At 73.1% G+C, this 23498-nt stretch carries 17 protein-coding genes, 1 pseudogene and 1 other annotated feature; of the genes and pseudogenes, 13 read left to right on the forward strand and 5 right to left on the reverse strand.

Annotation, left to right across the window (positions count from 1 at the left end):
- Positions 1-274 precede the first annotated feature (274 nt).
- Complete coding sequence (locus tag AC1C2V_RS11945) at positions 275-667, reverse strand: DUF1801 domain-containing protein (RefSeq protein ID WP_495389837.1); 393 nt, start codon at positions 665-667, stop codon at positions 275-277.
- A gap of 47 nt (positions 668-714) precedes the next feature.
- Here AC1C2V_RS11945 and AC1C2V_RS11950 point away from each other — a divergent pair.
- Together AC1C2V_RS11950 and AC1C2V_RS11955 are read left to right on the forward strand one after the other, a co-directional pair.
- A pseudogene (locus tag AC1C2V_RS11950) lies at positions 715-930 on the forward strand (SDR family oxidoreductase); the annotation flags it as partial.
- A gap of 45 nt (positions 931-975) precedes the next feature.
- Positions 976-1089, forward strand: a sequence feature (AL1L pseudoknot).
- A 52-nt stretch (positions 1090-1141) separates the two neighbouring features.
- Positions 1142-1723 (forward strand): tyrosine-protein phosphatase, encoded by a 582-nt coding sequence (locus tag AC1C2V_RS11955; protein ID WP_495389838.1) that lies wholly within the window; start codon positions 1142-1144, stop codon positions 1721-1723.
- 51 nt (positions 1724-1774) lie between these two features.
- Here AC1C2V_RS11955 and AC1C2V_RS11960 read toward each other — a convergent pair whose 3' ends face one another.
- The 3 genes from AC1C2V_RS11960 to AC1C2V_RS11970 form a co-directional block, all read right to left on the reverse strand.
- Complete coding sequence (locus AC1C2V_RS11960) at positions 1775-2500, reverse strand: ZIP family metal transporter (RefSeq protein ID WP_495389839.1); 726 nt, start codon at positions 2498-2500, stop codon at positions 1775-1777.
- 202 nt (positions 2501-2702) lie between these two features.
- The gene (locus tag AC1C2V_RS11965; RefSeq protein WP_495389840.1) at positions 2703-3416 is read right to left on the reverse strand and encodes a class I SAM-dependent methyltransferase; all 714 of its coding nucleotides are present in this window, start codon (positions 3414-3416) and stop codon (positions 2703-2705) included.
- Positions 3417-3671: 255 nt separating this feature from the next.
- On the reverse strand, positions 3672-4241 hold the full coding sequence (locus tag AC1C2V_RS11970) for a DNA-3-methyladenine glycosylase I (RefSeq protein WP_495389841.1): 570 nt from the start codon (positions 4239-4241) through the stop codon (positions 3672-3674).
- A gap of 99 nt (positions 4242-4340) precedes the next feature.
- On the opposite strand from AC1C2V_RS11970, the gene AC1C2V_RS11975 reads away from it, so the two are divergent.
- The 4 genes from AC1C2V_RS11975 (at position 4341) to AC1C2V_RS11990 (ending at position 14921) form a co-directional block, all read left to right on the forward strand.
- Positions 4341-5444, forward strand: a complete 1104-nt coding sequence (locus AC1C2V_RS11975) for a LacI family DNA-binding transcriptional regulator (RefSeq protein WP_495389842.1) — start codon at positions 4341-4343, stop codon at positions 5442-5444.
- A gap of 144 nt (positions 5445-5588) precedes the next feature.
- A complete protein-coding gene (locus AC1C2V_RS11980; RefSeq protein WP_495389843.1) occupies positions 5589-8888 on the forward strand; it encodes a GH92 family glycosyl hydrolase in 3300 nt (1099 codons plus the stop codon).
- 77 nt (positions 8889-8965) lie between these two features.
- Positions 8966-11974, forward strand: a complete 3009-nt coding sequence (locus tag AC1C2V_RS11985) for a GH92 family glycosyl hydrolase (protein WP_495389844.1) — start codon at positions 8966-8968, stop codon at positions 11972-11974.
- 22 nt (positions 11975-11996) lie between these two features.
- Positions 11997-14921 carry an acid phosphatase gene (locus AC1C2V_RS11990; protein WP_495389845.1) on the forward strand — a complete coding sequence of 975 codons (2925 nt, stop codon included), beginning with the start codon at positions 11997-11999 and terminating at the stop codon, positions 14919-14921.
- 83 nt (positions 14922-15004) lie between these two features.
- On the opposite strand, the gene AC1C2V_RS11995 is transcribed toward AC1C2V_RS11990, so the two are convergent.
- The gene (locus AC1C2V_RS11995) at positions 15005-15541 is read right to left on the reverse strand and encodes an excalibur calcium-binding domain-containing protein (protein ID WP_495389846.1); all 537 of its coding nucleotides are present in this window, start codon (positions 15539-15541) and stop codon (positions 15005-15007) included.
- 176 nt (positions 15542-15717) lie between these two features.
- Between AC1C2V_RS11995 and AC1C2V_RS12000 the strand changes: the two genes are divergently transcribed.
- The 7 genes from AC1C2V_RS12000 (at position 15718) to AC1C2V_RS12030 (ending at position 23479) form a co-directional block, all read left to right on the forward strand.
- Positions 15718-16344 (forward strand): GntR family transcriptional regulator, encoded by a 627-nt coding sequence (locus AC1C2V_RS12000; protein ID WP_495389847.1) that lies wholly within the window; start codon positions 15718-15720, stop codon positions 16342-16344.
- Positions 16345-16524: 180 nt separating this feature from the next.
- A complete protein-coding gene (locus tag AC1C2V_RS12005; protein WP_495389848.1) occupies positions 16525-17541 on the forward strand; it encodes an ABC transporter substrate-binding protein in 1017 nt (338 codons plus the stop codon).
- A gap of 70 nt (positions 17542-17611) precedes the next feature.
- Positions 17612-18352 carry a 4-carboxy-4-hydroxy-2-oxoadipate aldolase/oxaloacetate decarboxylase gene (locus tag AC1C2V_RS12010; RefSeq protein WP_495389849.1) on the forward strand — a complete coding sequence of 247 codons (741 nt, stop codon included), beginning with the start codon at positions 17612-17614 and terminating at the stop codon, positions 18350-18352.
- Positions 18349-19452, forward strand: coding sequence for a PrpF domain-containing protein (locus AC1C2V_RS12015; RefSeq protein ID WP_495389850.1), 1104 nt, complete (start codon positions 18349-18351; stop codon positions 19450-19452). Before AC1C2V_RS12010 ends, AC1C2V_RS12015 begins: the two co-directional genes overlap by 4 nt.
- Before the next feature lie 114 nt (positions 19453-19566).
- Positions 19567-20577, forward strand: a complete 1011-nt coding sequence (locus AC1C2V_RS12020) for a VOC family protein (protein WP_495389851.1) — start codon at positions 19567-19569, stop codon at positions 20575-20577.
- Positions 20574-21602, forward strand: coding sequence for an amidohydrolase family protein (locus tag AC1C2V_RS12025; protein ID WP_495389852.1), 1029 nt, complete (start codon positions 20574-20576; stop codon positions 21600-21602). The genes AC1C2V_RS12020 and AC1C2V_RS12025 overlap by 4 nt, the downstream gene beginning before the upstream one ends.
- Before the next feature lie 53 nt (positions 21603-21655).
- Entirely contained in the window at positions 21656-23479 is a 1824-nt protein-coding gene (locus tag AC1C2V_RS12030; protein ID WP_495389853.1) for a tannase/feruloyl esterase family alpha/beta hydrolase, read from the forward strand.
- Positions 23480-23498 lie beyond the last annotated feature (19 nt).

Raw genomic sequence — 23498 nt, forward strand, 5'->3', positions numbered from 1 at the left:
GCCGAACTACCCCGCGTGATCCGCATCGTCACGAACCTCGAGCTCTACCGCCTGGGATGGTGACCGTGAATAGCCCTCTCACCCTCACAGCCCCCTGGCGTATGCCGGGGTGGTTCGAAACTCTCAAATCCCGATTTCTGGAGCGCCTCACAATCGGTCACTTTTGTACGTGCTCCCGGGACATTATTCGACGTCCGGCCCGACCGCGTGCCGGCCACCGGTACGCCCTGTGGGGCGGAAGGATGCGCGGGGACGTCTTCGTGTACGGGCTGTGCTACGCCTCAGCCAGCCAGGCCCGTATGACGGCGACGATCCCGTCGCGCTCGCTAGCGCGTTCGGTGGTCGCCGGCAGTGCGAGGGTCGCCCGGATGTCCGAGTGCCAGGTGAGGATCCCTTCGGGGTCGCCCGAGAACCTCGGCGCAGCGCCCTTGTCTTCGGCGCGCTCAGTTCCGAAGTGCAGCACGAGTCGCACCGGCCCATTACCGGCCGCGTTGATCGTGAGCCGGTCGACCCCGTCGAGTGTGTAGTTGGGGGAATTCCACTTGATGATCTCGGTGAGCCTGGGCTCAGCCTCATGCACGAGCGCACGCAGGGACTCGATATCGGGACGCCGCTCGGGGGTCTGCGCGGCGAGAAACTCGTCGACGGTGGCGAAACGCTCAGGCATGGGCCGAGAATAGCGCCGACCGCTGATAGCGCACCGGCGCCTCGCCCTACGCCATCAGGAAGGCAGGCCAGGTGGCGTTCGCACGCATGGCCGGCGTCGAGCTCGGACGGCGAGGGGTGCGCATCAACTCCGTGTGTCCGGGGGCGATAGACCCCGAGATCGACGACAACACCGAGCAGCGCAACACCGAGGTGATCGGCTCCGGCCTCCATGGAGGCTCTCAACCCACAGAGGGTGAGGGGCATGGCTGCACCGAGGAATAAGGTCCGTGAGCTGCGCCGGGCGCACGCGATTCTGCGTAGTGCGTCGGCCTTCTTCGCGGCGGAGCTCGACCGCCCGTCCACGAGGTAGTCGAGTTCATCGACGCACACCGCACCGAGTTCGGGGTCGAGCCGATCTGCCAGGTCTTGCAGGCCGCCCAGAGTACCTACTACGCCGCCAAGGCGCGCCCGCCCTCGACGCGCGCCGGGTCGGATGCCGAGCTGTCCGAGGTCATCGCCGTCGAGCACGCCGCGAACGACGGGGTCTGCGGAGCGAGGAAGATGTGGCGGCATCCCCGCCGCCGGCGGTCGGCGGATCCGGTCGGGTGCGCTCCTGCACTCCGAAAGCCACGACCGTTTGGCCGCGGCGACGGTTCGCGCTGTGCAGGGCGGTGCGGTCAGCCGCATCGTCGACCTTCGCTGGCGATGGGTGTGCGACGAGCAGCCCACCCCGTTCGCGTTCTATCGACACGTACCGATGGTGGACCACCACTGTGAGCGGATCGGCGAGGCGTTCCGCAGCGTCGCCGAGGCGCCACCCGGGGCCGTTGTCGTGCACTGCCAGGCCGGCAAGGACCGGACAGGCGTCCTCGTGGCGCTGCTGCTCAGCGTCGCCGGCGTCGCGTCCGACGACATCGCCGAGGACGACGCGTGCACCGACGGGTGCTCGCCTCAGACGATGCTCGCCACGCTGGACCATCTCGAGAGCCGCTACCGGGGGGCCGCCTCGTACCTCAAGGGTTCGGGCGTCAGGGCCGAGACGGTCCTGGCGGCGCGCCGCCGTCTCCTGGATTGACCTGGTCTCCCGCCGGCACCCGCACCGGCGGGAGCGACCACGGTGCCCGCCCTAGCTCAGCGCCGACAGCCCGAAGGCCGTGGCGAAGCCGAACACCGTGACCAGGCCGGTCACGGGGCCGCCGAACTCGGTGGCCTCGGGGATCATCGTGTCCACCAGCATGGTCAGCAGTGCCCCGGCGGCGAAGGCCTGCACGACGGCGATGGTGGCCGGGGACGCGGAGTCGAGGGCCGCGTACCCGACGCCGGCCGCGAGGGCGGAGACGAGCGTCGTGCCGCCCCACAGCAGCGCGAGCCGGGCACGCGACGTGCCCGCGCGCACCAGCCCGGCCGTCGCGGACATCGCCTCGGGCAGGTTGGACAGGAAGACGGCGGCGAGCATCGGGATGCTGATCGCGGCGCCACCGACGAGCGTCGTGCCGAGGACGACGGACTCGGGGATCCCGTCGAGCACGGTGCCGAACGCGATCGCCCCGCCGGACCCCTCCGCCTGAGCACCCGTGGACCGCTTCCGGTCGCGGCCGCCGCGCCGGTCGATGAGCAGGTCGCCGACGAAGAACGTCAGCGCCCCCGCGGTGAGCCCCACCAGCAGCACCAAGCCGCTCGCGGAGTTCGAGGCGTCCTCGACCAGGTCATACGCGACGGCGCTGATGAGCACGCCCGCGCCGAACGCCATGATCAGCCCGACGGCGCGCTGGCTCAGCGGCCGCCACAGCACGACGGCGGCACCGATCAGCAGCGACGAGCTGCCGAGCAGCCCCCACCAGAACCCAGGCACGGACCTATTTGACCAGGTAGAAGCCCGTGCTGCTCGTCAAAAGTTGCCCGCTGCGGTCTATTGATGGCGGTGATCAGGAAAATCCCGAGCTTGTGCAGGGAGATTCGTGACTAATTCCGATGGGAGGTTCTCTAAAATCGCCGCCCCGCGGCACGGTAATCGATCATGTGTCCGCGAAAGCGGGCCCGGCTCCGTGTGCGGCCTACCTGCGCGTGGCGACGACCGCGATCACGAACGGGACTTCAGGCGGGGAGGGCGTCGGGGCGGGGATCTCGAGGACCTTCGCCAGGTCGAACCCTGCTCGGGTCAGACCGTTGAGGAACGTGGCCAGGGTGCGGTGGTAGGCCCCGATCTTGCCGGGCGGGCCGTTGCGCAGGTCGGACTTCCAATAGCCCTCGGTGTAATACCCAGTGACAGTGCGGTGAGTTCGGCCCGTCTCGTCCAACACCTGGCCGCTCAACGGTGTGTTGAAGCACGGGTGGAACGCGGAGAAACCGAACCATCCGCCAGGGCGAAGCACCCGCGCGGCGGTGGTGAATGTGGCGTCCAGGTCTGCGATGTCCATCAACGCCATGTTGCACAGCACTCCATCAAACTCGGCGTCGGCACAGCTTCCCAATACGTGCGCGTCGTCGCACCGGTAGGTCACGGACGCTGGCGTGGGGTAGGTGCCGGCGATCTCGAGCATCCTTCTCGATGCGTCGATACCGACCACGGTGGCACCTTGGTGGGCGAGGCGTCGGCTCGTCCGTCCCTGCCCACAGGCCAAGTCACAGATGCGCAGGCCGGTGACGGGACCGATGAGCTCAAGCAAGGGCAGAGCGAAGGGGTCGTCGCCCAGAGAGGTGCCGTCACCTAGCCAGTTGTCGTACCAGTCCGCGAAGGGGTCATAGCTAGCGAGTGGAGTTGTGGACATGTGTGCACCCTAGGGTTCGGCCGGGGGGCTGCTGAAGGTCAGGCTGTGCGACGCCGCCGCGACATCCGCACGCGGCAACGCGCGGCACCGCCAGGACGCAGGCGCTGCTGGTGCTGCGCTGGTTCAAGGACGCTACTCGTGTGCACCTGCTCGCCCGCGACGGGCGGAAGTGAACCCACGGGTGGGGTGAAGGTTCTACCGTCTTGCAAACCGAAGGCGTCCGGCCGCCTTCTCGGCAGGTTCCTTGCCCCCCGACTACGAGGTCACCACCGGGCACGTCGCGAGGTGGTCGTCCACCAGCCCGCAGGCCTGCATGGCGGCGTACGCCGTGGTCGGGCCGAAGAAGCGGAAGCCCTCCTTCTTGAGGGCCTTGGCCAGAGCCACGGACTCGGGGGTGCTCGCGGGCACCAGGTCCCATGCGCCGAGCCGGTGCTCGCGGGGCGGGGGCGCGAACGACCAGAACAGCTCGTCGAGGGTGCGCCCATCGTCGTGCAGGGTGAGCACCGCCCGCGCGTTGCCGATCGTGGCCTCGATCTTCTGCCGGTTGCGGATGATGCGGGCGTCGCCGAGCAGCCGCTCGACGTCGTCGCCCGTGAGCGCGGCGACCCGCTCGGGCTCGAACCCGTGGAACACCTCGCGGAAGGCGGGCCGCTTGCGCAGCACGGTGAGCCACGACAACCCCGACTGGAAGCCCTCCAGCGCGATCCGCTCGAGCAGCTCGGCCTCGCCGTGCACCGGCACGCCCCACTCGGTGTCGTGGTACGCCTCGTACAGGGGGACGCCGTCGCCGAAGCAGCGAGCGGCGGGAGTTGGGGTCGTCGTCATCGACCCAGGATGCCCGTAGGGCCCGACACCCGGTGGGCGTCGTCCACAGGTGCCGGGCTATCGTCGGGGCACGCTCGTCCGCCGGCGCCGGGAGACCCGATGACGCACGACACCCATGGGCCCGGCGAGACGTCGCCTGCCGGGCCGTCCGACGCACTGCCCGCGGCCGCGACGCCGTCCCGCGCGGGACGGCGCCCGACGCTCGCCGCCGTCGCCCACTGTGCGGGCGTGAGCCTCAAGACCGCCTCCCGCGTGCTGAACGACGAGCCGTACGTGGCTCCGGCCACCCGCCAGCGCGTCCAGGAGGCCGCGCAAGCGCTGGGCTTCCGGCGCAACGCGGTGGCCGCCGACCTCGCGCGCGGCGGGGCGTCCCGCCTGGTCGGCTTCGTCTCGGGCGACCTCGCCAACCCGTTCTACTCCGCGCTCGCGAGCGGGATCGAGCGGGAGCTGCGGGGGCGCGGCCTGCAGCTCATCACCGCCAGCACCGACGAGGACCCGGAGCGGGAGCGGGCCCTCATCGACGAGCTCATCGAGCGGCGGGTGGGCGCCCTCCTCGTCACCTCGACGACGCGCGAGCACCGGCTGCTGCGCGAGGAGCTCGCCGCGGGGATGCCGATCGTGCTCGTCGACCGCCCGGCGGACGATGTCGACGTCGACACCGTCGTGATCGACAACCGAGGCGGGGTGCGCGAGGCCGTCCGCCACCTGTTGGACCGCGGGCACCGCCGCATCGCCCTCGTGGGCGATGAGTCGCGGCTGTGGACCTTCCGGGAGCGCCGCGACGCCTTCGTCGCCACGCTCGCCGAGTCCGGCATCCCCGACCCCGCCCGGTACGTCCGCGACGGCGCGCACGACGCCGAGCGGGCGCGGGCGTTCGTCGACGAGCTCCTCGCGCTCGCCGAGCCCCCGACGGCGCTAGTCACGGCGAACAACAAGATCACCGTGGGCGCGCTGCTCGCGCTGCGGGACCACGACCCTGCCGCCACGGGGGTCGCGCCCGCGCTGATCGGGTTCGACGACTTCGAGCTCGCCGAGCTGCTGGGCGTCACCGTGGTCGGCTACGACACCGTGGACATGGGCCGGCAGGCGGCGGCGCTCGCGGTCGCGCGGGCGGCCGACCCGGCCCGCCCCGCGCAGCTCGTCGTGGTACCGACGCGTCTCCTGCCGCGCGGCAGCGGCGAGCGGCGCCCGGCCGACGGCTGACGGCTGACGGCTGACGGCGAGGCCCCGGCGGACGCACCGTTCCGTCCGACTCGCCGACGCCACACGCCCAGCAGTGGACAGCGCTGTCACCGGGTGCGAGCCTGGCACCCGTCGCACCCCACACCGCCGTGGAAGGAACGCGCAATGACTGCACGCCGAGGCCGCACCGCAGGTCGGCTCCCTCGGGCCCTTGCCCTCACCGCCGCTGCCGCCCTCGGCGTCGGCCTCGCGAGCGGGCCGGCGTCCGCCGCCCCGCCGTCGGACGCCGCCGTGGCCGAGAAGGCCGTCAAGGTGAAGGGGCCGCTCACCGACTACGTCAACCCGTTCATCGGCACCAAGGACGACGGGAACACCTACCCCGGGGCGGCGGCGCCGTTCGGCATGGTGCAGCTCTCGCCGGACAACGGGCACAACGTGGGCTACGACTACGACAACGACAAGGTCCGGGGCTTCTCGCTGGTGCACCTGTCCGGCGTCGGCTGCGGGCTGGGCGGCCCGCTGCCCGTGCTGCCCACCACCGGCGACGTGACCAGCACGGACTACGCCGACTACGGGCTCGGGTACACGCACGACGACGAGGAGGCCGCGCCCGGGTATTACCGCGTGGGCCTGCAGGCCCCGGACGGCGTCGTGCAGGCGGAGCTCACCGCGTCCGAGCACGCCGGCGTGCAGCGGTACACCTTCCCGAGGACCGACAAGGCCACGGTCATGCTCAACACGGGTCAGGCGCTCAACAGCGTCACGGACTCGAGCGTGCGGGTGGTCGACGAGCGGACCGTCGAGACCACCATCACCACCCGCGGCTTCTGCCAGGACACCGAGCCGCAGACCATCCACACCCGCACCGTCTTCGACCGCCCGATCGCCGCGCACGGTACCTGGAGCGGGGACGACGTCACCGCGGGGTCCGATGCCGCGGAGGGCGAGGGTCGGCTGGGCGCCTACGTGCAGTTCGACGCGACGAAGGACCGCGACGTGGAGGTCGTGACCTCCATGAGCTACGTCGACGCGCGCGGCGCGAGGGCGAACCTGCGGGCCGAGCGCGGCACCTTCGACCAGGTGCACCACCGGACCACCCGGGCGTGGGAGGAGCGGCTGCGCACGGTGCGCATCCGGCGGGGCGCGACCGAGGACCTGCGCACGTTCTACTCCTCGCTGTACCGCAGCTTCCTCGCGCCCAACGTCGGCTCCGACGTCGACGGCCGCTACCGCGGCTGGGACGGCGAGGTGCACCGCGAGCGCGGGCTCACCTACTACCAGAACTTCTCGCTGTGGGACACGTACCGCACGCAGCAGCAGCTGCTCGCGCTGCTGGCTCCGCGGGAGTCCGAGGACATGGCGCTGTCGGTGGTGCGGCAGGGGCAGCAGGGCGGCTGGCTGCCGCGGTGGGGCTACGGCACCGTCGAGACCAACATCATGACGGGCGACCCCGTGACGCCGTTCCTGGTCAGCGCGTTCCACCAGGGCCTGCTCGACGGCCACGAGGACGAGGCGTACGAGGTCCTCCAGCAGAACGCGGACGGCGTGCCGCCCGCGGACTCGGTGTCGAACGGCCGCGCGGGCAACGTCGAGTACATCCGCGACGGCTTCGTGCCGCAGGACCCGGCACGCCGCACCCGGCCGGGCGACTTCGACCTCGACCACGGCGGGTCGGCCACGCTCGAGTACGCGCTGTCGGACGCGATGCTGTCCACGATGGCCCGCGAGCTGGGGCACGACGACGACGCGGACCGGTACGCGGAGCGCGGGCAGAGCTACCGCAACGTCTTCGACCCGCGCACGGGCGCTTTCCGGGCCCGCGACGCGGACGGCCTGTTCATCGGCGACCCGGACCCGGCGCAGAGCGAGGGCTTCCACGAGGGCACGGCCGTGCAGTACCAGTGGCTCGTGCCGCAGGACGTGCCCGGGCTGGTCGACCTGCTCGGCGGCGCCGAGGCGACGGCGGGGGACCTGGACGACTTCTTCGCCTACGACGAGCTGCTGGCCGACCCCGAGCGCACGGCGCGCGAGGTCTGGGTCAACGGCACCTACGACTACTACGGCTGGCACACCTACAACCCGAACAACGAGCCCAACCTGGGCGCGCCGTACACCTACCTGTGGCTCGGCCAGCCTTGGAAAACGACGGACGTGGTCCGGGCGGCGTCGACCCTGTTCACGGACGGGCCGGACGGCGTGACGGGCAACGACGACCTGGGCACGATGTCGGCCTGGCACGTGCTGTCGTCGATCGGCGTCTACCCGATCGCACCGGGCACCGACCTGTGGGGCCTCACGACGCCCCGGTTCGACGACGTGCGGATCGACCTCGGCGGCCGCCCGGACGGCCGGTCCGGTGGAGGCTCGCTGCGCCTCACCGCCGACGGCGTGTCGGACACCGACCGGTACACGCAGTCGGCGTCGCTCGGCCGGCACGACCTGTCGCGGGCGTACCTCACCGGCGACGAGCTCAGGTCGGCCCGCTCCCTCGACTTCGAGGTCGGCGCGGAGCCCTCGGACTGGGCGACCGAGGATCTGCCCGCCGCGGTGGCGCCCGGCGATGCGCAGGACGCCGACCGGCTGTTCGCCGGCGTCACCCCGCGCCACCCGGTGCTGCAGCCGGGCGGGAGCGTCGAGGCGTCGGTGCAGGTGGTCGCGCAGGGCGGTGTGCCAGGTGACGGCGAGAGGTCCGGCAGCGTCGAGGTCGAGGCGGACGGCCCGGTCGAGGCCACCACGGACCTCTCCGCCTGGACGTCGGACTCGGGCGGCCTGCCCGCGACGGTGGAGGGGACCATCACCTTCACCGCCCCGGCCGACGCCCCGCCGGGGGAGTACGTCACGCACGTCGTCGTGACCGACGAGGCGGGGGAGAGCGTCGAGCGGGAGGTGCCCGTCGTGGTGGCGGCGCCGTCGTGGCTCGTGCCCGCGTTCGACAACGTCGGCATCGGCGACCGCGGCCAGGCCAACGCGGACCTCGACGGCGGGGGCGCGTACCTGCTGCGGGACGGCCTCGCCGACGCCGGCGCCGTGCAGGGCCTCGAGCTCACCCTGCCCGGTACGGACCTCACGTACGTGCTGGGGGCGCCCGACGCCGGGGAGCCGGACAACGTGGCCGCCGACGGGCAGGAGCTGGCGGTGCCGGACGAGCTGGCCGCGGCCGGCGAGGTGTCCGTCGTGGGCACCGCGACCAACGGCGCCCAGAGCGGCACCCTGCGCCTCGGCTTCGCCGACGGGACCGGCGCGGATGCCGAGATCACCCTCACCGACTGGTGCGCGGGTGAGCCCGAGGGCGGCAACATCCTGGTCGCCAGGCCCGACGGGCGCGGCAACGGGACCGGCGTCGACACCTTCGGCTGCGGCCTCTACGCGACGGCTCCCGTCGCCGTCCCCGAGGGCAAGGAGCTCACGACCGTGACCCTGCCCGCCAACACCCGGATGCACGTCTTCGCGATCGCGACTGACTGACCGACCGACCGACTGACCGACTGACCGACCGACCGACCGACTGACCGACTGACCGATGCAACCGAAGGGCTGACACCGTGGTCACCACGAGATCCCGTTCCTGGCGCCGCCTGGTCGCGGCCGGCATGCTGGCGGCCGCCGTCGCGAGTGCCGTCGTCGCGAGCCCGCCCGCGGTAGCCCGCACCGGCCCGGAGAGCGTGGACAGGGTGGACAGGACGGCCGGGACGGATCGGGCGGCCGGTGCCGCCGCGTTCCGGGCCGTCGATCCGTGGATCGGCACGGAGAACGACACCGAGCAGAACAAGGGGAACAGCGCCTACGGCAACACGTGGCCGGGCGCCGCCCTGCCGTTCGGCATGACGCAGTTCACCCCGACGACGTACGAGTCGGCGACGGGCGACGCCAAGGGCGGCTACGAGTACGGCGCCGACCAGCTGCGCGGCTTCGGCATGACGCGGCTGTCGGGCACCGGGTGCGAGGGGCGCAACTCGGCCTTCGACCTGCCGCTGCTGCCGTACACAGGCGAGGTGACCGGGGACGGTGCGCCCGCGACGTCGCCGGGGGAGGACATCGCGTCGTTCTATCTCCCGTTCGACCACGAGAACGAGGAGGGCGCGCCCGGCTACTACGCCGTCGACCTGGACGACGGCGTCGAGGCGGAGCTCACGGCCACGACCCGGACGACCGTCGGCCGGTTCGACTACCCGCGCCGCGGCGCGGACTCGGCCACGCTGCTGCTCGACGCCAGCGGGTCCAACAACTCCTCCGGCGAGACGTCGCTCGAGATCGACCCGCAGGCGCACACCATCTCGGGCTACACCACGTCCGACACGGTGTGCGGGGAGGGGACCTACCGCATCTACTTCTCCAGCACGTACGACTCGGAACCGACGGGATACGGCACCTGGGAGGGCGGCGCCGTGACGGCCGGCGCCACCGGGGTCACGTCGTCGGAGGGCAAGGACCAGGCCGGGGCCTGGCTGGCGTTCGAGCCGGGGAGCACGGTGACGTTCCGGACCGGCATCTCCTACGTCTCCGTCGACGGCGCCGCGCGCAACCTCCAGGCGGAGGCCGCCGGCAAGAGCTTCGACACGGTGCGCGCCGACGCGCGCCGGGCGTGGGAGGACGCGCTCGGCACGGTCGCCGTGACGGGCGGCTCCCGCGCCGAGCGCACGGTCTTCTACTCCGCCCTCTACCACGCGCTCCTGCACCCGAACGTGTACGACGACGTCGACGGCCGCTACCGGGAGTTCGGCGCCGGCACCACCATGACGTCCGAGGTCAGGACGCTCCGCGAGGGGCAGGAGCACGCCTACGTGACCTACTCCGGCTGGGACTCCTTCCGCGGCCAGATGCAGCTGGTCGCGCTGCTGTTCCCGCAGGTGGGCTCCGACATCGCGCAGTCGATCACGGACCTCGCTACGCAGTCGGGCGGCTGGTCCAACTGGCCGCACCTGGGCTCCGCGCAGAACAAGATGAACGGCGACGCCCTGCAGTCGATCGTCGCCTCGCTCGACGCCTTCGGGTCCACCGGCTACGACCGGCAGGCGGCGCTGGAGTCGATGGTCGAGTCCCAGTCGCTGCCGGGGAACGCGTCGTCCCGCACCGACCTGCTGTCCTCGGTGGCCGTCGGCTGGCTCGAGGACCGGCGGGGCAACAGCGCCTCGACCACGCTCGACTACGCGATGGCGGACTTCGGCATCGCGCAGCTCGCCGGGCGCCTCGGCGACGACGCGTCGGCCGACGCGTTCATGACCCGGGCGCAGCACTGGCGGAACCTCGTCAGCCCCACCCGGCACGCCATCGTGCCGCGCGACCGCACGGGCTACTGGTCCGGCTTCGACCTCTCCGTCCGCGACTCGGGGTCGGACAAGCCCGCCTCCGCCGCCCAGAACCAGCAGTTCGACCAATCGACCGGCTACCAGTACCAGTGGTCCGTGCCGTTCGACGTGGCCGGGCTGATCGAGGAGCTCGGCGGCGAGGCCGCCGTCCGGCACAAGCTCGACAGCCTGCTCTCCGAGCTCGACGCCGGCGTCTACGGCACCACCGGCGCGTACCTGAGCAACCAGCCGAGCATGCACGTGCCCTGGATGTACTCCTGGCTGGGCTCCCCGGACCGGACCGGCGAGACGCTGGACCGCGCCCGGTCGGAGCTGTTCACCACGGGGCCGTCCGGGCTGCCCGGCAACGACGACCTCGGCAGCCTGTCGTCCTGGTACGTCTGGGCCAGCATCGGTCTGTACCCGGCGATCTTCGGTCGCTCCGAGCTGCTCGTGTCCGCACCCGCCTTCACGTCCGTGCAGATCCGGTCCGCCGGGTCGGAGGGCGCCATCACGGTGAACGCCCCGCGGGCCGACCGGAACCGGTACGTGACCGGGAGCCGGGTCGACGGCGTCCGCTCGACCAAGAGCTGGCTCCCGGAGAGCTTCGCCCGCGACGGCGGCACCCTCGACCTCACGATGGGCGCCGAGCCCGGCAGCTGGGGGACCGGCGACGACGACGTGCCGCCGTCGTTCGACCAGGGGAGCGAGGGCTTCAACGCGATCGGGAGCACCACGGACGGCGACCGCAACGCGGGCGCCATGGACTTCTCCGGGGCCTCCCTGTCCAGGACGGGCCTGGCCGACGCCGGAGCGAGGCCCGGCGCGCCCGTCGAGTCCCGCGGTGTCACCTTCACCTGGCCCGACGTCGGGCCCGGCGGGTTCGACCACTGGGTGCCGCACGGGCAGCGGGTCGACCTCGACGGCGTGCGGGCCGGGAAGCTCGCCTTCCTGGGCACCGCGACGAACGGGCCGTCCACCGGCCACGCCACCGTGGTCTACACGGACGGCAGCACGGCCGACGTCACGGTCGAGCTCCCGGACTGGACGCAGGCGGCAGCGCCGCCTGCCGGCACCGACGTCGTGCTCAGCACCGACGGCCGCAACAGGGCCGACGGGACGAAGGACGGTACGACGGCGAAGGTCTACGCCACCGAGCCGGTCGGCCTGGACGACTCGAAGCGCGTCGACGCGGTGATCCTGCCCGACGACGTGACCAGCGGCGTGATGCACGTCTTCGCCGTCGGAACCGACGCGGACGAATGAGGAGGACGGACGGATGCGCATCATGAAGCACGCACCGACACAGGGGTTCTCGACCGGGCTGCGGCGCGCCGCAGGGCTCGGAGTGGCCGCGGCGCTCGCCGTGGGCGGCGCCGTCGCCGCCCCGGCGCACGCGGACCCGCCGGTGGCCGGCGGCTACTGGGCGACGTCCTACGAGCAGGGGCAGCCCCGGCCGGCCGGCTTCCCGGCGGCGGCCAAGGCGCGCAACGTGCACGGCGAGCGGGCGCTCGCGGCGGACGACGTCACCGGCGTGTGGTCCGAGCACGCGAACAGCGGGGACGAGCGCGTGGCGAACCTCGCCGACGGGGATCCCACGACGAAGTGGTACGCGAAGGGCAGCGGCGGGCCGTCGAACGACCGGCCGCTGACGGCGATCTACACCCTGGCGAAGGCCACGAAGGTCACGGCGTACTCGCTCACCGCGAGTGACGACAGCGCGAAGTTCCCCGAGCGCGACCCCCGGTCGTGGACCGTGCTGGGCAGCAACGACCCGCGCGCCGCCCAGGACGCCGACCACAGGTCGTGGCGGCAGGTGGGCGCCCAGGCCGACCAGGAGCTCGGCGCGTCCGGGCTGACGCGGTTCTTCGGCGCCGAGCGGCCGGGCAGCTACCGCTACTACCAGCTGCGCATCACCGCCAACTCCGGCGGGATCGACGCGAAGACCACCACCCAGCTCGCCGACTGGACCCTGCGCACCGACGCGGGGACCAAGGCGTCCGCCCTGGGCGCCTCGGTCGAGCAGGCGGGCTCGGTCGAGGGCGCCGACGGCGACCGTGCGCTGCGGTTCGCGGGGCGCGTCGGGTCGAAGGGGCCGGCCAGGTCGTCGATCGTCCTGCAGTCCGGGCTGGACGTCGTCGTCGGCGCGGACACGGACCTGACCTACCGCGTCCGGCCGGGGGACGCGGCCGCCGGCCACGTCGCCGTCGGCCTCGTGCACACCGCGCCGGACGGCTCCGACCCGCAGCGCCTCGCGGCCGACGCCGCCCGGGACGTGGACGCCGGCGGTGAGCCGGGAAGCTGGAGCGAGACGACGCTCGACCTGTCCGAGCTCGCGGGCCGGCACGTGCAGCAGGTGCTGCTCGACTACGCCGACGACCGCGCCGCGCGCGGCCCGGTCGAGGGCTGGGTGGACGGGCTCGCGATCGGCTCGCCGCTGCTCGGCCCGGACGCCGAGTGGTCCTACCTCGACGAGCCGGACGTCGACCCCGCCGACGGCGCGGCCGACCGCACGGCCTGGACCCTGCCCGACGCCGGGCCGGGCGACGGGTGGGAGACGGCCGGCGGTCCGTTCGGCGTGAAGAACGGCGGCACCGACCTGGGCGACGGGTTCCCGGTCACCACGCAGCTGAACCAGCACAAGGACGGCGCCGACGGGCCGAACGTCGAGGCGTACTTCTTCCGCACCACCTTCACCGTCGACGAGGCCGCGATCGACGCGTTGGGCGAGCTCACCGGCCGCCTCCGCTACGACGACACGGCGACCGTCTACCTCAACGGTGCGCGGATCGCCGGATGGAACGACGGCGAGATCACCGAGAACCTGCAATACCAGTACCCCGACGGCGGGGGCGGCATCGGCGACCCCGCGACCGGCATCTTCGTCGTCGACCCCCGGGACCTGGTGGCGGGCGAGAACACGCTCGCGGTCGAGGTGCACCAGGCGAACGCGACGAGTTCCGACGCCTACTTCGGGTGGTCGGGCCTGGCCGCGGGGTGGGGCGCCGGCGGGTTCACCGACGAGGAGCTCGGGCGCGAGTACCCCTCGGACACCCTGCCCACCGCGCCCGGCGGTCAGGACTACTTCACCTGGCTGCTGCGCTCGTTCGACGAGGCCCGGCAGCAGCCGACGGTCATGGGCCCGAACGTGCCCTACCCGCTGGGGACGGAGCGCGACGAGCTGACGGGCGCGAACGACCGCACCGTCGTCGACATCAACAACGGCGCCACCGGTCGCGACGACCCGCAGGTCGCCAAGGCGCTCCTGGATGCGCACGACAGCCCGTCGGCGACGATGGCCGACGGGCTCGGCAGCGTCGTCGGCGACCTCTACGCCCAGGCCCTCGCCGACGGCGAGCTGCCGCGGACCGAGGCGCTGCTCGGGTGGCGGGTGGAGAAGCCGACCCCGTCGTCCGGCGACTGGTACCAGGAAGCGAAGAACGCGTACGCGTACGGTCGGCCCTTCGTCCGGATCGGGTTCGCCGCCGACGGCGGGCTGCTGCGGATGTGGGACAGCGCGGGCGGGTACGCAGGACTCGAGGGCGACGGCTCGTTCCCGAGCGGGCACACCAGCCACGGCTACGCGCAGGGCATCGTGCTGGCGACCCTGCTGCCGGAGCTCGCCCCGCAGGTCCTGGCGCGGGCGTCCGAGTACGGGAACAACCGGATCCTGCTCTCCTACCACTACCCGACCGACGTGATGGGCGGCCGGGTCGTGGGCGAGACCACCGCGACGCTGCGCTGGTCGGACCCGGAGTTCCGGGACCTGCTGGACGAGGCCGGCACCGAGCTGCGGACGGTCCTGGCGCGCAAGTGCTGGGAGGTCGGCGCCGGCGACACGCTGGACGAATGCCTCGCGGGCCAGGACCCGTACCTGCCCACCGACCAGGCGCTGTCGGTCTACAAGGACCGCCTGACCTACGGGTTCGACGCCGTGGCCGACACCGGCCGCGCCCCGAACGTCCCGGCAGGGGCCGAGAACCTGCTGCTCACGTCGTTCCCCGACCTCGACGACGCGCAGCGGCGCGCGGTGCTCGCCGCGACGCAGATCCGCTCCGGGTACGTGCTGGACCAGGCGGACGACACCGGGAGCTGGCAGCGGCTCGACCTCGCCGCGGCGATGAGCGCGGCCGTGAAGGTGCTGCCGGACGGCGGGCTCCGCGTGAACGGCGCGCGCGTCGACCCGGGGGAGGTGCCGGCGGCGGCACGCTGAGCCACCTCGACGTAGCGGCTTTCTCGACGTAGCGGCTTCTTCGCGTCCCGGCCCCGGGACGCGAAGAATCCGCTACGTCGGCGCTACTCGCACCCGACGCCGTCGCCGTCGCGGTCCAGGTGGGCGCCATACCCGGGGTCGCCGACGCGCACCGGGGCCGCGCCGTCGTCGCGTGCGGCGTCGCAGTTCTCGTAGGACCCGGACCCGGAACCGGACCCGGACTCGGGCTCCGGCGCCGGCTCCGACTCGGGTCCTGGTTCGGCGTCCGGCGGCGCGGGTGCGGCCTCCGCCCCGGGCGCAGATTCGCCCTTCGGCCCCCGTGGTCCCTGCTTCCCCGCAGGACCCTCCTCGCCCCGTGGCCCCTGCTTTCCTGCGGGGCCCTGTTCCCCGGCCTCGCCCTCGGGCCCGGCGGGTCCGGGTGGTCCTTGCTGGCCCACGGAGCTGCGTGGTGAGGCGGCCTGCTCGAGAGCCGCGATCCGTGCTCCCTGGTCGGCGAGGACGACGCCCTCGACGACGACGAGTACGGACAGGGCCGCGACGGTCACTGCCAAGACCGCCCGACCGGTGCTGCGGGGCTTCCGGGCGGTCGTCGCCGGTGCCTCGATGGGTGGTGCGTCCATGTCACCCTCCGCGATTGCACAGTGGGCGCCGCCCGTGGGTCCGGGCGGTGGCGTCGGCCTCGTCGTCGACGTACCAAGAAAGAGAGAGACCGGTGCCGGCGCGGTACCGGCGGGCGGGGTGAAGTCCCGGCCACCGCTATTGTTGACAATGTTGTGTCGGCGGCGAAGGGGACGTGATGGCGGACGACGCCCAGGTGCGGGACGAGCTGCGAGCGGCGATCCTCCGGGGCGACCTCGCCCCCCGCCAGCGGCTGGTGGAGGCGGACCTGTGCGAGCAGTTCGGGGCACGACGGTTCGCCGTCCGCGCGGCGCTGCAGGCGCTGGAGGCGGATGGCCTGGTGGAGCGCCAGGCCCATCGCGGGGCCCGGGTCCGCGAGATCAGCCTGTCCGAGGCCATCGAGATCAGTGAGATCCGGATGGTCCTGGAGGGGCTGGTCGCGGCGCGCGCGGCTGAGCGCGTGACGTCGTCAGGGGCGACCCGCCTGAGCGCGATCGCCCGGCGGATGCGCGCGGCGGTGCAGGTCGGAGAGCCTGCGGAGTACAGCGATCTGAACGCCGAGCTGCACGCGACGCTCCGCGAGGTCGCCGGGCACGAGACGGCGAACCAGATCATCGCCCAGATGCACGGGCAGATGGTGCGCCACCAGTTCGCGCTCTCCCGGGTGCCGGGTCGGTCGGCGGTCTCGCTCGCCCAGCACGAGGCCATCGTCGAGGCCGTCGTGGCGCGCGACCCGGCGGCGGCCGAGGCCGCGATGCGCCGCCACATCACGTCGGTCATCGAGGCGCTGCGCGCGCTCGGCTGACCCGCATCCATCTCCCCGCAGCACCCGCCGCCCGGTGGCGACGCCCGTCGCCGCGCCCCGGGCTCGTGTGGTGCGCGGGTGAGGTCCCAGCAGATTGTTGACAGGATTGTCAACAATCTGTGAGCATCGGCGGTGCGACGCCCTCATCGACGAGCGGCGGAGGTCTCGAGGAGGAGAGCCATGATGCAAGCACTCGCACGGGGGCCCAGGACGCCGCGACGTCGGGCCCTGGTGGTCTCGATGGCAGTGGCTGCGGCCGCCTCGCTCGCGGCCTGCGGCTCGGGCGGCGGGTCGGGCGACGCCGCGACCGGGGACGCCTCCGAGGGGGCCGACGGCACGATGGCGATCACCGTCGGCGTCATCCCGATCGTGGACGTGGCCCCGATCTACCTCGGCGTCCAGGAGGGGTTCTTCACCGACCACGGCCTGGAGGTGACGCTCGAGTCGGCCCAGGGCGGCGCCGCGATCGTGCCGGCCGTCGTCAGCGGCCAGTACCAGTTCGGCTTCAGCAACACGACGTCCCTGCTGCTCGCGGCCACGAACGGGCTGGAGCTCCAGGCGGTCACCGAGGGGGCCTCGACCACGGGCGAGGACGGCGCCGACTTCGGGGCGGTCGTCGCCCCCGCCGACAGCGGCATCGCGTCCGCCAAGGACCTCGAGGGCAAGACGGTCGCGGTCAACACGCTCAACAACATCAACACCACCACGGTGAACAAGGCGGTCGTGGCGGACGGCGGGGACCCGTCGACCATCACGTACACCGAGCTCGCCTTTCCCGACATCGTCGCCGCCGTGGTGAAGGGCGACGTCGACGCCGGCCAGGTGGTGGAGCCGTTCCTCACCCAGGCCGCCGACCAGGGCCTCGAGCAGGTGGTGTCCAACTACGTGGTGACCGACCCGGACCTCACCATCGCTATGTACTTCACCTCCGACGCCTTCGCGCAGGAGGACCCGGAGACGGTGCAGGCGTTCACCGACGCCATGACGGAGTCGCTCGCCTACGCCGAGGAGCACCCCGACGACGTGCGCCAGGTGCTCACCTCCTACACCGAGATCGACGAGGGCACGCTCGAGAACCTGACGCTGCCGCGGTGGCCGGCCGAGATCGACACCGACTCGGTGCAGCTGCTCGCCGACCTCGCCGTCTCCGACGGCCTCATGACCGAGGCTCCCGACCTCTCGAAGCTTCTGCCGTGACGGTGGCGGCCACGGCCCTCCCGGCCCTCGCCGACCCGGTGCTGCTCGATGACGGCGAGGAGGCGGGCCGATGACGGTGGCACGCCGCGTGATCCTCACGGACCCCCCGCGCGCGGACCTCGACGTGGTGGCGGAGCTCGGCCGGTTCGGCGTCGCCACCGTGCACGAGGCGATCGGCCGCGCGGGCAGCCTCGGCCCCGACCTGCGACCGGTCCAGCAGGGGGCGCGCGTGGCAGGCACCGCCGTCACGGCGCTGTGCTGGCCCGGCGACAACCTCATGATCCACGCGGCCGTGGAGCAGTGCCGCCCCGGCGACATGCTCGTCGTCGCGACCGCCGCGCCGTCGACGCACGGCATGTTCGGCGAACTCTTCGCCACCGCGCTGGCGCACCGGGGCGTGGTCGGGCTCGTCATCGACGCGGGCGTGCGTGACACGGCCGAGCTGCGCGCCATGGGCTTCCACGCCTGGGCCCGGCACGTGAGCGCGCAGGGCACGGTCAAGGCGACCCCGGGGTCGGTGAACCTGCCGGTGGTCGTGGCCGGGCAGGTGATCGACGCCGGGGACGTGGTGGTGGCCGACGACGACGGGGTGGTCGTGGTGCCGCGCGCGGACGCCGCGAGCGCCCTCGAGGCGTCCCGGGTTCGTGTCGCCAAGGAGGAGGCCACGCGCACCGCCTTCGCCGCCGGCGAGCTGGGGCTGGACCGGTACGGGCTGCGGCCGCTGCTCGCCGATCTCGGCGTGCGGTACGCCGACCGTGGCGAGTTCCTGGCGGACCGGCGCGGTTCCGGCGAGGCGGGTGGCGCGTCGTGACCAGGCTGCCGGGCGCCCTCATGCGCGGCGGCACGTCCAAGGGGCTGGTGCTGCTCGCGTCGGACCTGCCCGCCGACCCGGCCGAGCGCGACGACCTGCTGCTGCGTGCGATGGGCAGCCCTGACCCGCGGCAGGTGGACGGCCTGGGGGGCGCGCACCCGCTGACCAGCAAGGTCGCGGTGGTGGGCCTGTCACCCGACGACGCCGCGGACGTCGACTACCTGTTCCTGCAGGTGGTGGTGGGCGAGCCGGTGGTGTCCACGTCGCAGACGTGCGGCAACATGCTCGCCGCCGCGGCGCCGTTCGCGTTGCTGCGCGGACTGGTCCCGGCGGCGGACGGCGCCACGCGGGTGCGGGTGCGGATGGTCAACACGGGCACGGTCGCCGCCGTCACGGTCCGCACGCCCGGTCGCCGCGTGACGTTCGAGGGCGACACCCGGATCGCCGGGGTACCGCGCCCCGCCGCGCCGGTCGAGATCGAGGTCGCGCCCTCGGGACGGCCCCTCCTGCCCACGGGCGCCGTCGTCGAGGGCGTCGCGGGGCTCGATGCGACGCTGATCGATGCCGGGATGCCGACCGTCCTGGTGCGCGCGGCCGACCTGGGTCTGGCCGGCGACGAGCCCCCGGCCGCCCTCGAGGCGGATGGCGCGCTCGCCGCGCGCGTGGCGGCGCTGCGCGCGGAGGCGTTCGGCCGGATGGGGCTGGCCGGCACCCTCGCCACCACGACCACCCCCAAGGTCGTGCTCGTCTCGGCTCCCAGCGAGCACTCCGATGGCGGCACCGTTCGCACGCGCAGCTTCATCCCCGAGCGCGTGCACGAGGCCATCGGCGTGCTCGGCGGCGCGAGCGTCGCGGCCGCCGCCCTGCTCCCCGGCACCGTGGCGCACGACGTCGCGAGGCCGCCGTCCGGCGCCTCGCCCGGCACGGCGCCAGACACCGTGGCGGTGCGCGTCGAGCACCCCACCGGCTACCTCGACCTGCACGTCGACAGTGCTGCCGAGAGTGCTGCCGATAGTGCCGACGACGGCACGCCGGGGGCGGTGCGCGTCGTGCGCACGGCGCGCCTGCTCATGGACGGCGTCGTCGATCCCGGCCCCTGACCGGCCAGCGCCCGCCGGCCAGCGCCCGCCGGCCAGCGCCCGCCGGCCAGCGCCCGCCGGCCCGCCGGCCCGCCGACCCCCCCGACCCACCGACCCGCGATCGAAGGAGCCCCGTTGACCCGCATCTTCGGCGACGTCGCCCACCTCGGGTACGCGCAGCTGCTCACCCCGGACCTGGACGCGACCGTCTGGTTCTGCACCGAGATCCTCGGCATGACCGAGACCGCCCGCTCCGGCGGGGCGGCGTACCTGCGCACCTGGGACGACTACGAACAGACCAGCGTGATCGTGCAGCAGGCGCCCGCGGCCGGCATCGGGCGGGTGGGGGTGCGCGCCTCGAGCCCGGAGGCGCTCGCGGCGCGAGTGGACGCGCTGGTCGCCGCGGGGCACGACGGCGAGTGGCAGGACGGCGTCGCGGGCACGGGGCGCACGTTCGTCACCCACGACCCGGACGGGCACGAGGTGGGGATCTACCACGACACCGCCTGGTACCGGGCCCCCGAGGCCCTGCGGCCGGGGCTGAAGAACCAGCCGCAGGCCAAGCCCAACCGGGGCGTGGCGGTGCGCCGCCTCGACCACGTGAACTACCTCGCGGCCGACGTCGAGCGCAGTTCCGGCTTCTTCACCGACCTGCTCGGCGCCCGCGCGACAGAGCAGATCCGGCTCGACGACGGGCATGTCTCCGGGCGGTGGACCACGTTCACCAACAAGTCGTACGACGTCGTGTACACGGAGGACTGGACCGGCTCGAGCGGGCGGCTGCACCACCTGGCGTTCGCCCCCGACAGCCGCGACGACATCCTGCGCGCCGCGGACCTCGCCCTCGATCACGGCGTGCCGATCGAGACGGGTCCGCACAAGCACGCCATCCAGCAGACGTTCTTCCTCTACCTCTTCGAGCCGGGCGGCAACCGGATCGAGCTGTGCAACCCGCTGACGCGCCTGGTGCTCGCCCCGGACTGGCCGGTGATCACGTGGACCGAGGCCGAGCGGGCCCGAGGGCAGGCGTGGGGGCTGAAGACGATCGAGTCGTTCCACACGCACGGCACCCCGGCCGCGCCGGGCACCGACGACCGGCGCTACCGGCCGCGTGCCCTCGACGTGGACGTCCCGGAGCAGCGATGATCGTCGACTGCCACGGGCACTACACCACCGCCCCGGCCGCGCACGCACGGTGGCGTACGGACCAGCTCGCGGCCTGGCGGGCCGGGGCGTCGGCCCCGCCGTACCCGCGGATCTCCGACGACGAGATCCGCGAGACCGTCGGGGAGAACCAGCTGCGGCTGGCCGACCAGCGCGGCGTCGACCTCACTCTGTTCTCGCCCCGGGCGTCGGCGATGGGGCACCACGAGGGCGACCTGCGCACGAGCGTCGCGTGGTCCCGGGCCTGCAACGACCTCGTCGCGCGCGTGGCGGGGCTGTTCCCCGGGCGGTTCGCCCCGGTCTGCCAGCTGCCGCAGGCGGCCGGTGAGGGCATCGACGCCGCCGTCGCCGAGCTCGAGCGGTGCGTCGAGGCCGGCTTCGTGGGCTGCACCCTGAACCCCGACCCCAGCGGCGGGCACTGGAGGTCGCCCCCGCTCACCGACCGCTCCTGGTACCCGTTGTACGAGCGGATGGCGGAGCTCGACGTGCCGGCCATGGTCCACGTCTCGGCCAGCGCCAACCCGGCCGTCCACGCCACCGGAGCGCACTACCTCAACGCCGACACCACCGCCTTCATGCAGCTGCTCCAGGGCGACCTGTTCGCCGACTTCCCCACCCTGCGGCTCGTGATCCCGCACGGCGGCGGGGCGGTGCCGTACCACTGGGGCCGGTACCGCGGGCTCGCGGACATGCTCGGCAAGCCGGACCCCGCCGAGCACGTGCTGCGCAACGTCTGGTTCGACACCTGCGTATACCACCAGGCGGGCATCGACCTGCTGCTGTCCGTCATCGGTACCGACCACGTGCTGTTCGGCTCCGAGGCCGTGGGCGCCGTGCGCGGCGTCGACCCCACGACGGGCCACTCCTTCGACGACACGCGCCGGTACGTCGACGCCGCCGCCCTCACCGCCGCGCAGCGCGACGCCGTCTACGCCGGCAACGCCATGCGCGTCTACCCCCGCCTCTCCGCACGATCTGACCGCATCGGAACGACCGCACCGACCTGATCCCGCACCACGGCACCCGACGACGCGTGCCGACCACCACCGAGGGAGAAATCATGTCCAGACACCACGCGCGCGCAGCGCTGGCGGCGCTCGCCGGAGCCGCGCTGCTCCTGACCGGCGCGACGGGCGCCGTCGCCGGCCACGGAAGCAGCCACGGAAACAGTCACGGCGGCGGGGATGGCGGCGGGCACGGCGGCCGTCCCGCCGTGACCGAGGACGGCCTGCGCGACCTGGCCGCGCTGCCGCCGGCGATGTCGTGCGACGAGACCCTCGGCCTCGACCTCGACCTTGACGGCGCGGGCGACCCGGCGGACGCCGCGGTGACGGTCGAGTCCGCCACGCTGGTCGACGACGGCGGGGACGACGGTGACGCGCCGCCGTACTGCGAGGTCACCGGCACGGTGGAGCCGGCGGTGACGTTCGTCGTGCGGCTCCCCACCGAGGGGTGGACGCAGCGGTACGTGCAGACCGGGTGCGGCGGGCTGTGCGGCAGCGCGAACATCAACTTCGGCCAGGCCGACGGCTGCCCGGTCGTGGAGGACGGCACCGTCGCCAGCGCCACCACCGACATGGGGCACGAGGGCCAGAACGACGGGTCGTGGGCCGTGGACGACGCACAGGCGCAGATCGACTTCGCCTACCGCGGCGTGCACGTCACCTCGCAGGTCGCGAAGGCGATCATCACGGAGTTCTATGGCCGCGCGCCCGCGTACTCGTACTTCACCGGCTGCTCCGACGGCGGCCGCGAGGCGCTCATGGAGGCGCAGCGCTACCCGGACGACTTCGACGGCATCGCCGCCGGCGCCCCCGCCAACAACATGGCCGTGCAGAACACCTACCACCACGCGTGGAACGTGCTGGCCAACCAGGACGACGACGGCCGGTTCGTCCTGCTCGCCGACCGGCTGCCGCTGGTGCACCAGGCGGTGCTGGACGCGTGCGACGCGAGCGACGGGGTCGCCGACGGCGTCCTCGACGACCCGCGCCGGTGCGACTTCGACCCCGCGACGCTGGTCTGCGCCGACGGGGCGGCGGCTGAGGCGTGCCTGTCCACCGAGGAGGCCGCCGTCGTGCGTCGCCTGCACGACGGCGCGGTGACCGAGGACGGCAGGACCCGGCTGGAGCCGGAGATCGCGCACGAGTGGGGGTCCGAGCTCGAGTGGTCGCTGTTCGTGCCGGCCACGGCGGACGGCCACTCGCAGAGCGAGAACTTCGCCCTGTCCTACCTGCGGTACCTGGCCTGGCCGGAGGCGCAGGACCCGGACTTCCAGCTCTCCGACCTGCGGTTCACGCGCGACGGGTTCTGGGACACGGTGCAGTCGTCGAGCTACATGTCGGCCCTCGACCCGGACCTGAACGACTTCCGGCGCGACGGCGGCAAGCTGCTGCTCTGGCACGGCTGGAACGACCAGCACATCTCGCCGCAGTCCACGCTGGCGTACTTCGACGCCATGGACGACGCGATGGGGGAGCGCCGGGTGGACGCCTTCACGCGGCTCTTCATGCTGCCCGGCGCGGCGCACTGTGGCGGCGGCGACGGCCCGAGCTCGACGGACGTGCTCACCCCGGTCATGGCCTGGGTGGAGAGCGGCGCCGAGCCCGAGCGGATCGAGGCGGCACTGACCGACGACGACGGCACCGTTGTCCGCACGCGGCCCGTCTTCCCGTACCCGCAGGTCGCGCGCTACGACGGCACCGGCAGCACCGACGATGCGGCCAACTTCGTCGCCGTCACCCCGCGCCGGGAGCCCGGCCCCGGCTACCGGTGGCTCGGGCAGCGGCTGTACTCCAGCGGCTACCAGACCTGGGCCGCCGCGGACGGCGGCGCCCTCCGCCTGTGGCCGCACCGCACCTGGCTGACGGCGAAGGACGCCTGACTCGTCGGTCGCGCTAGCT

Source organism: Isoptericola sp. Y541, assembly GCF_059445465.1.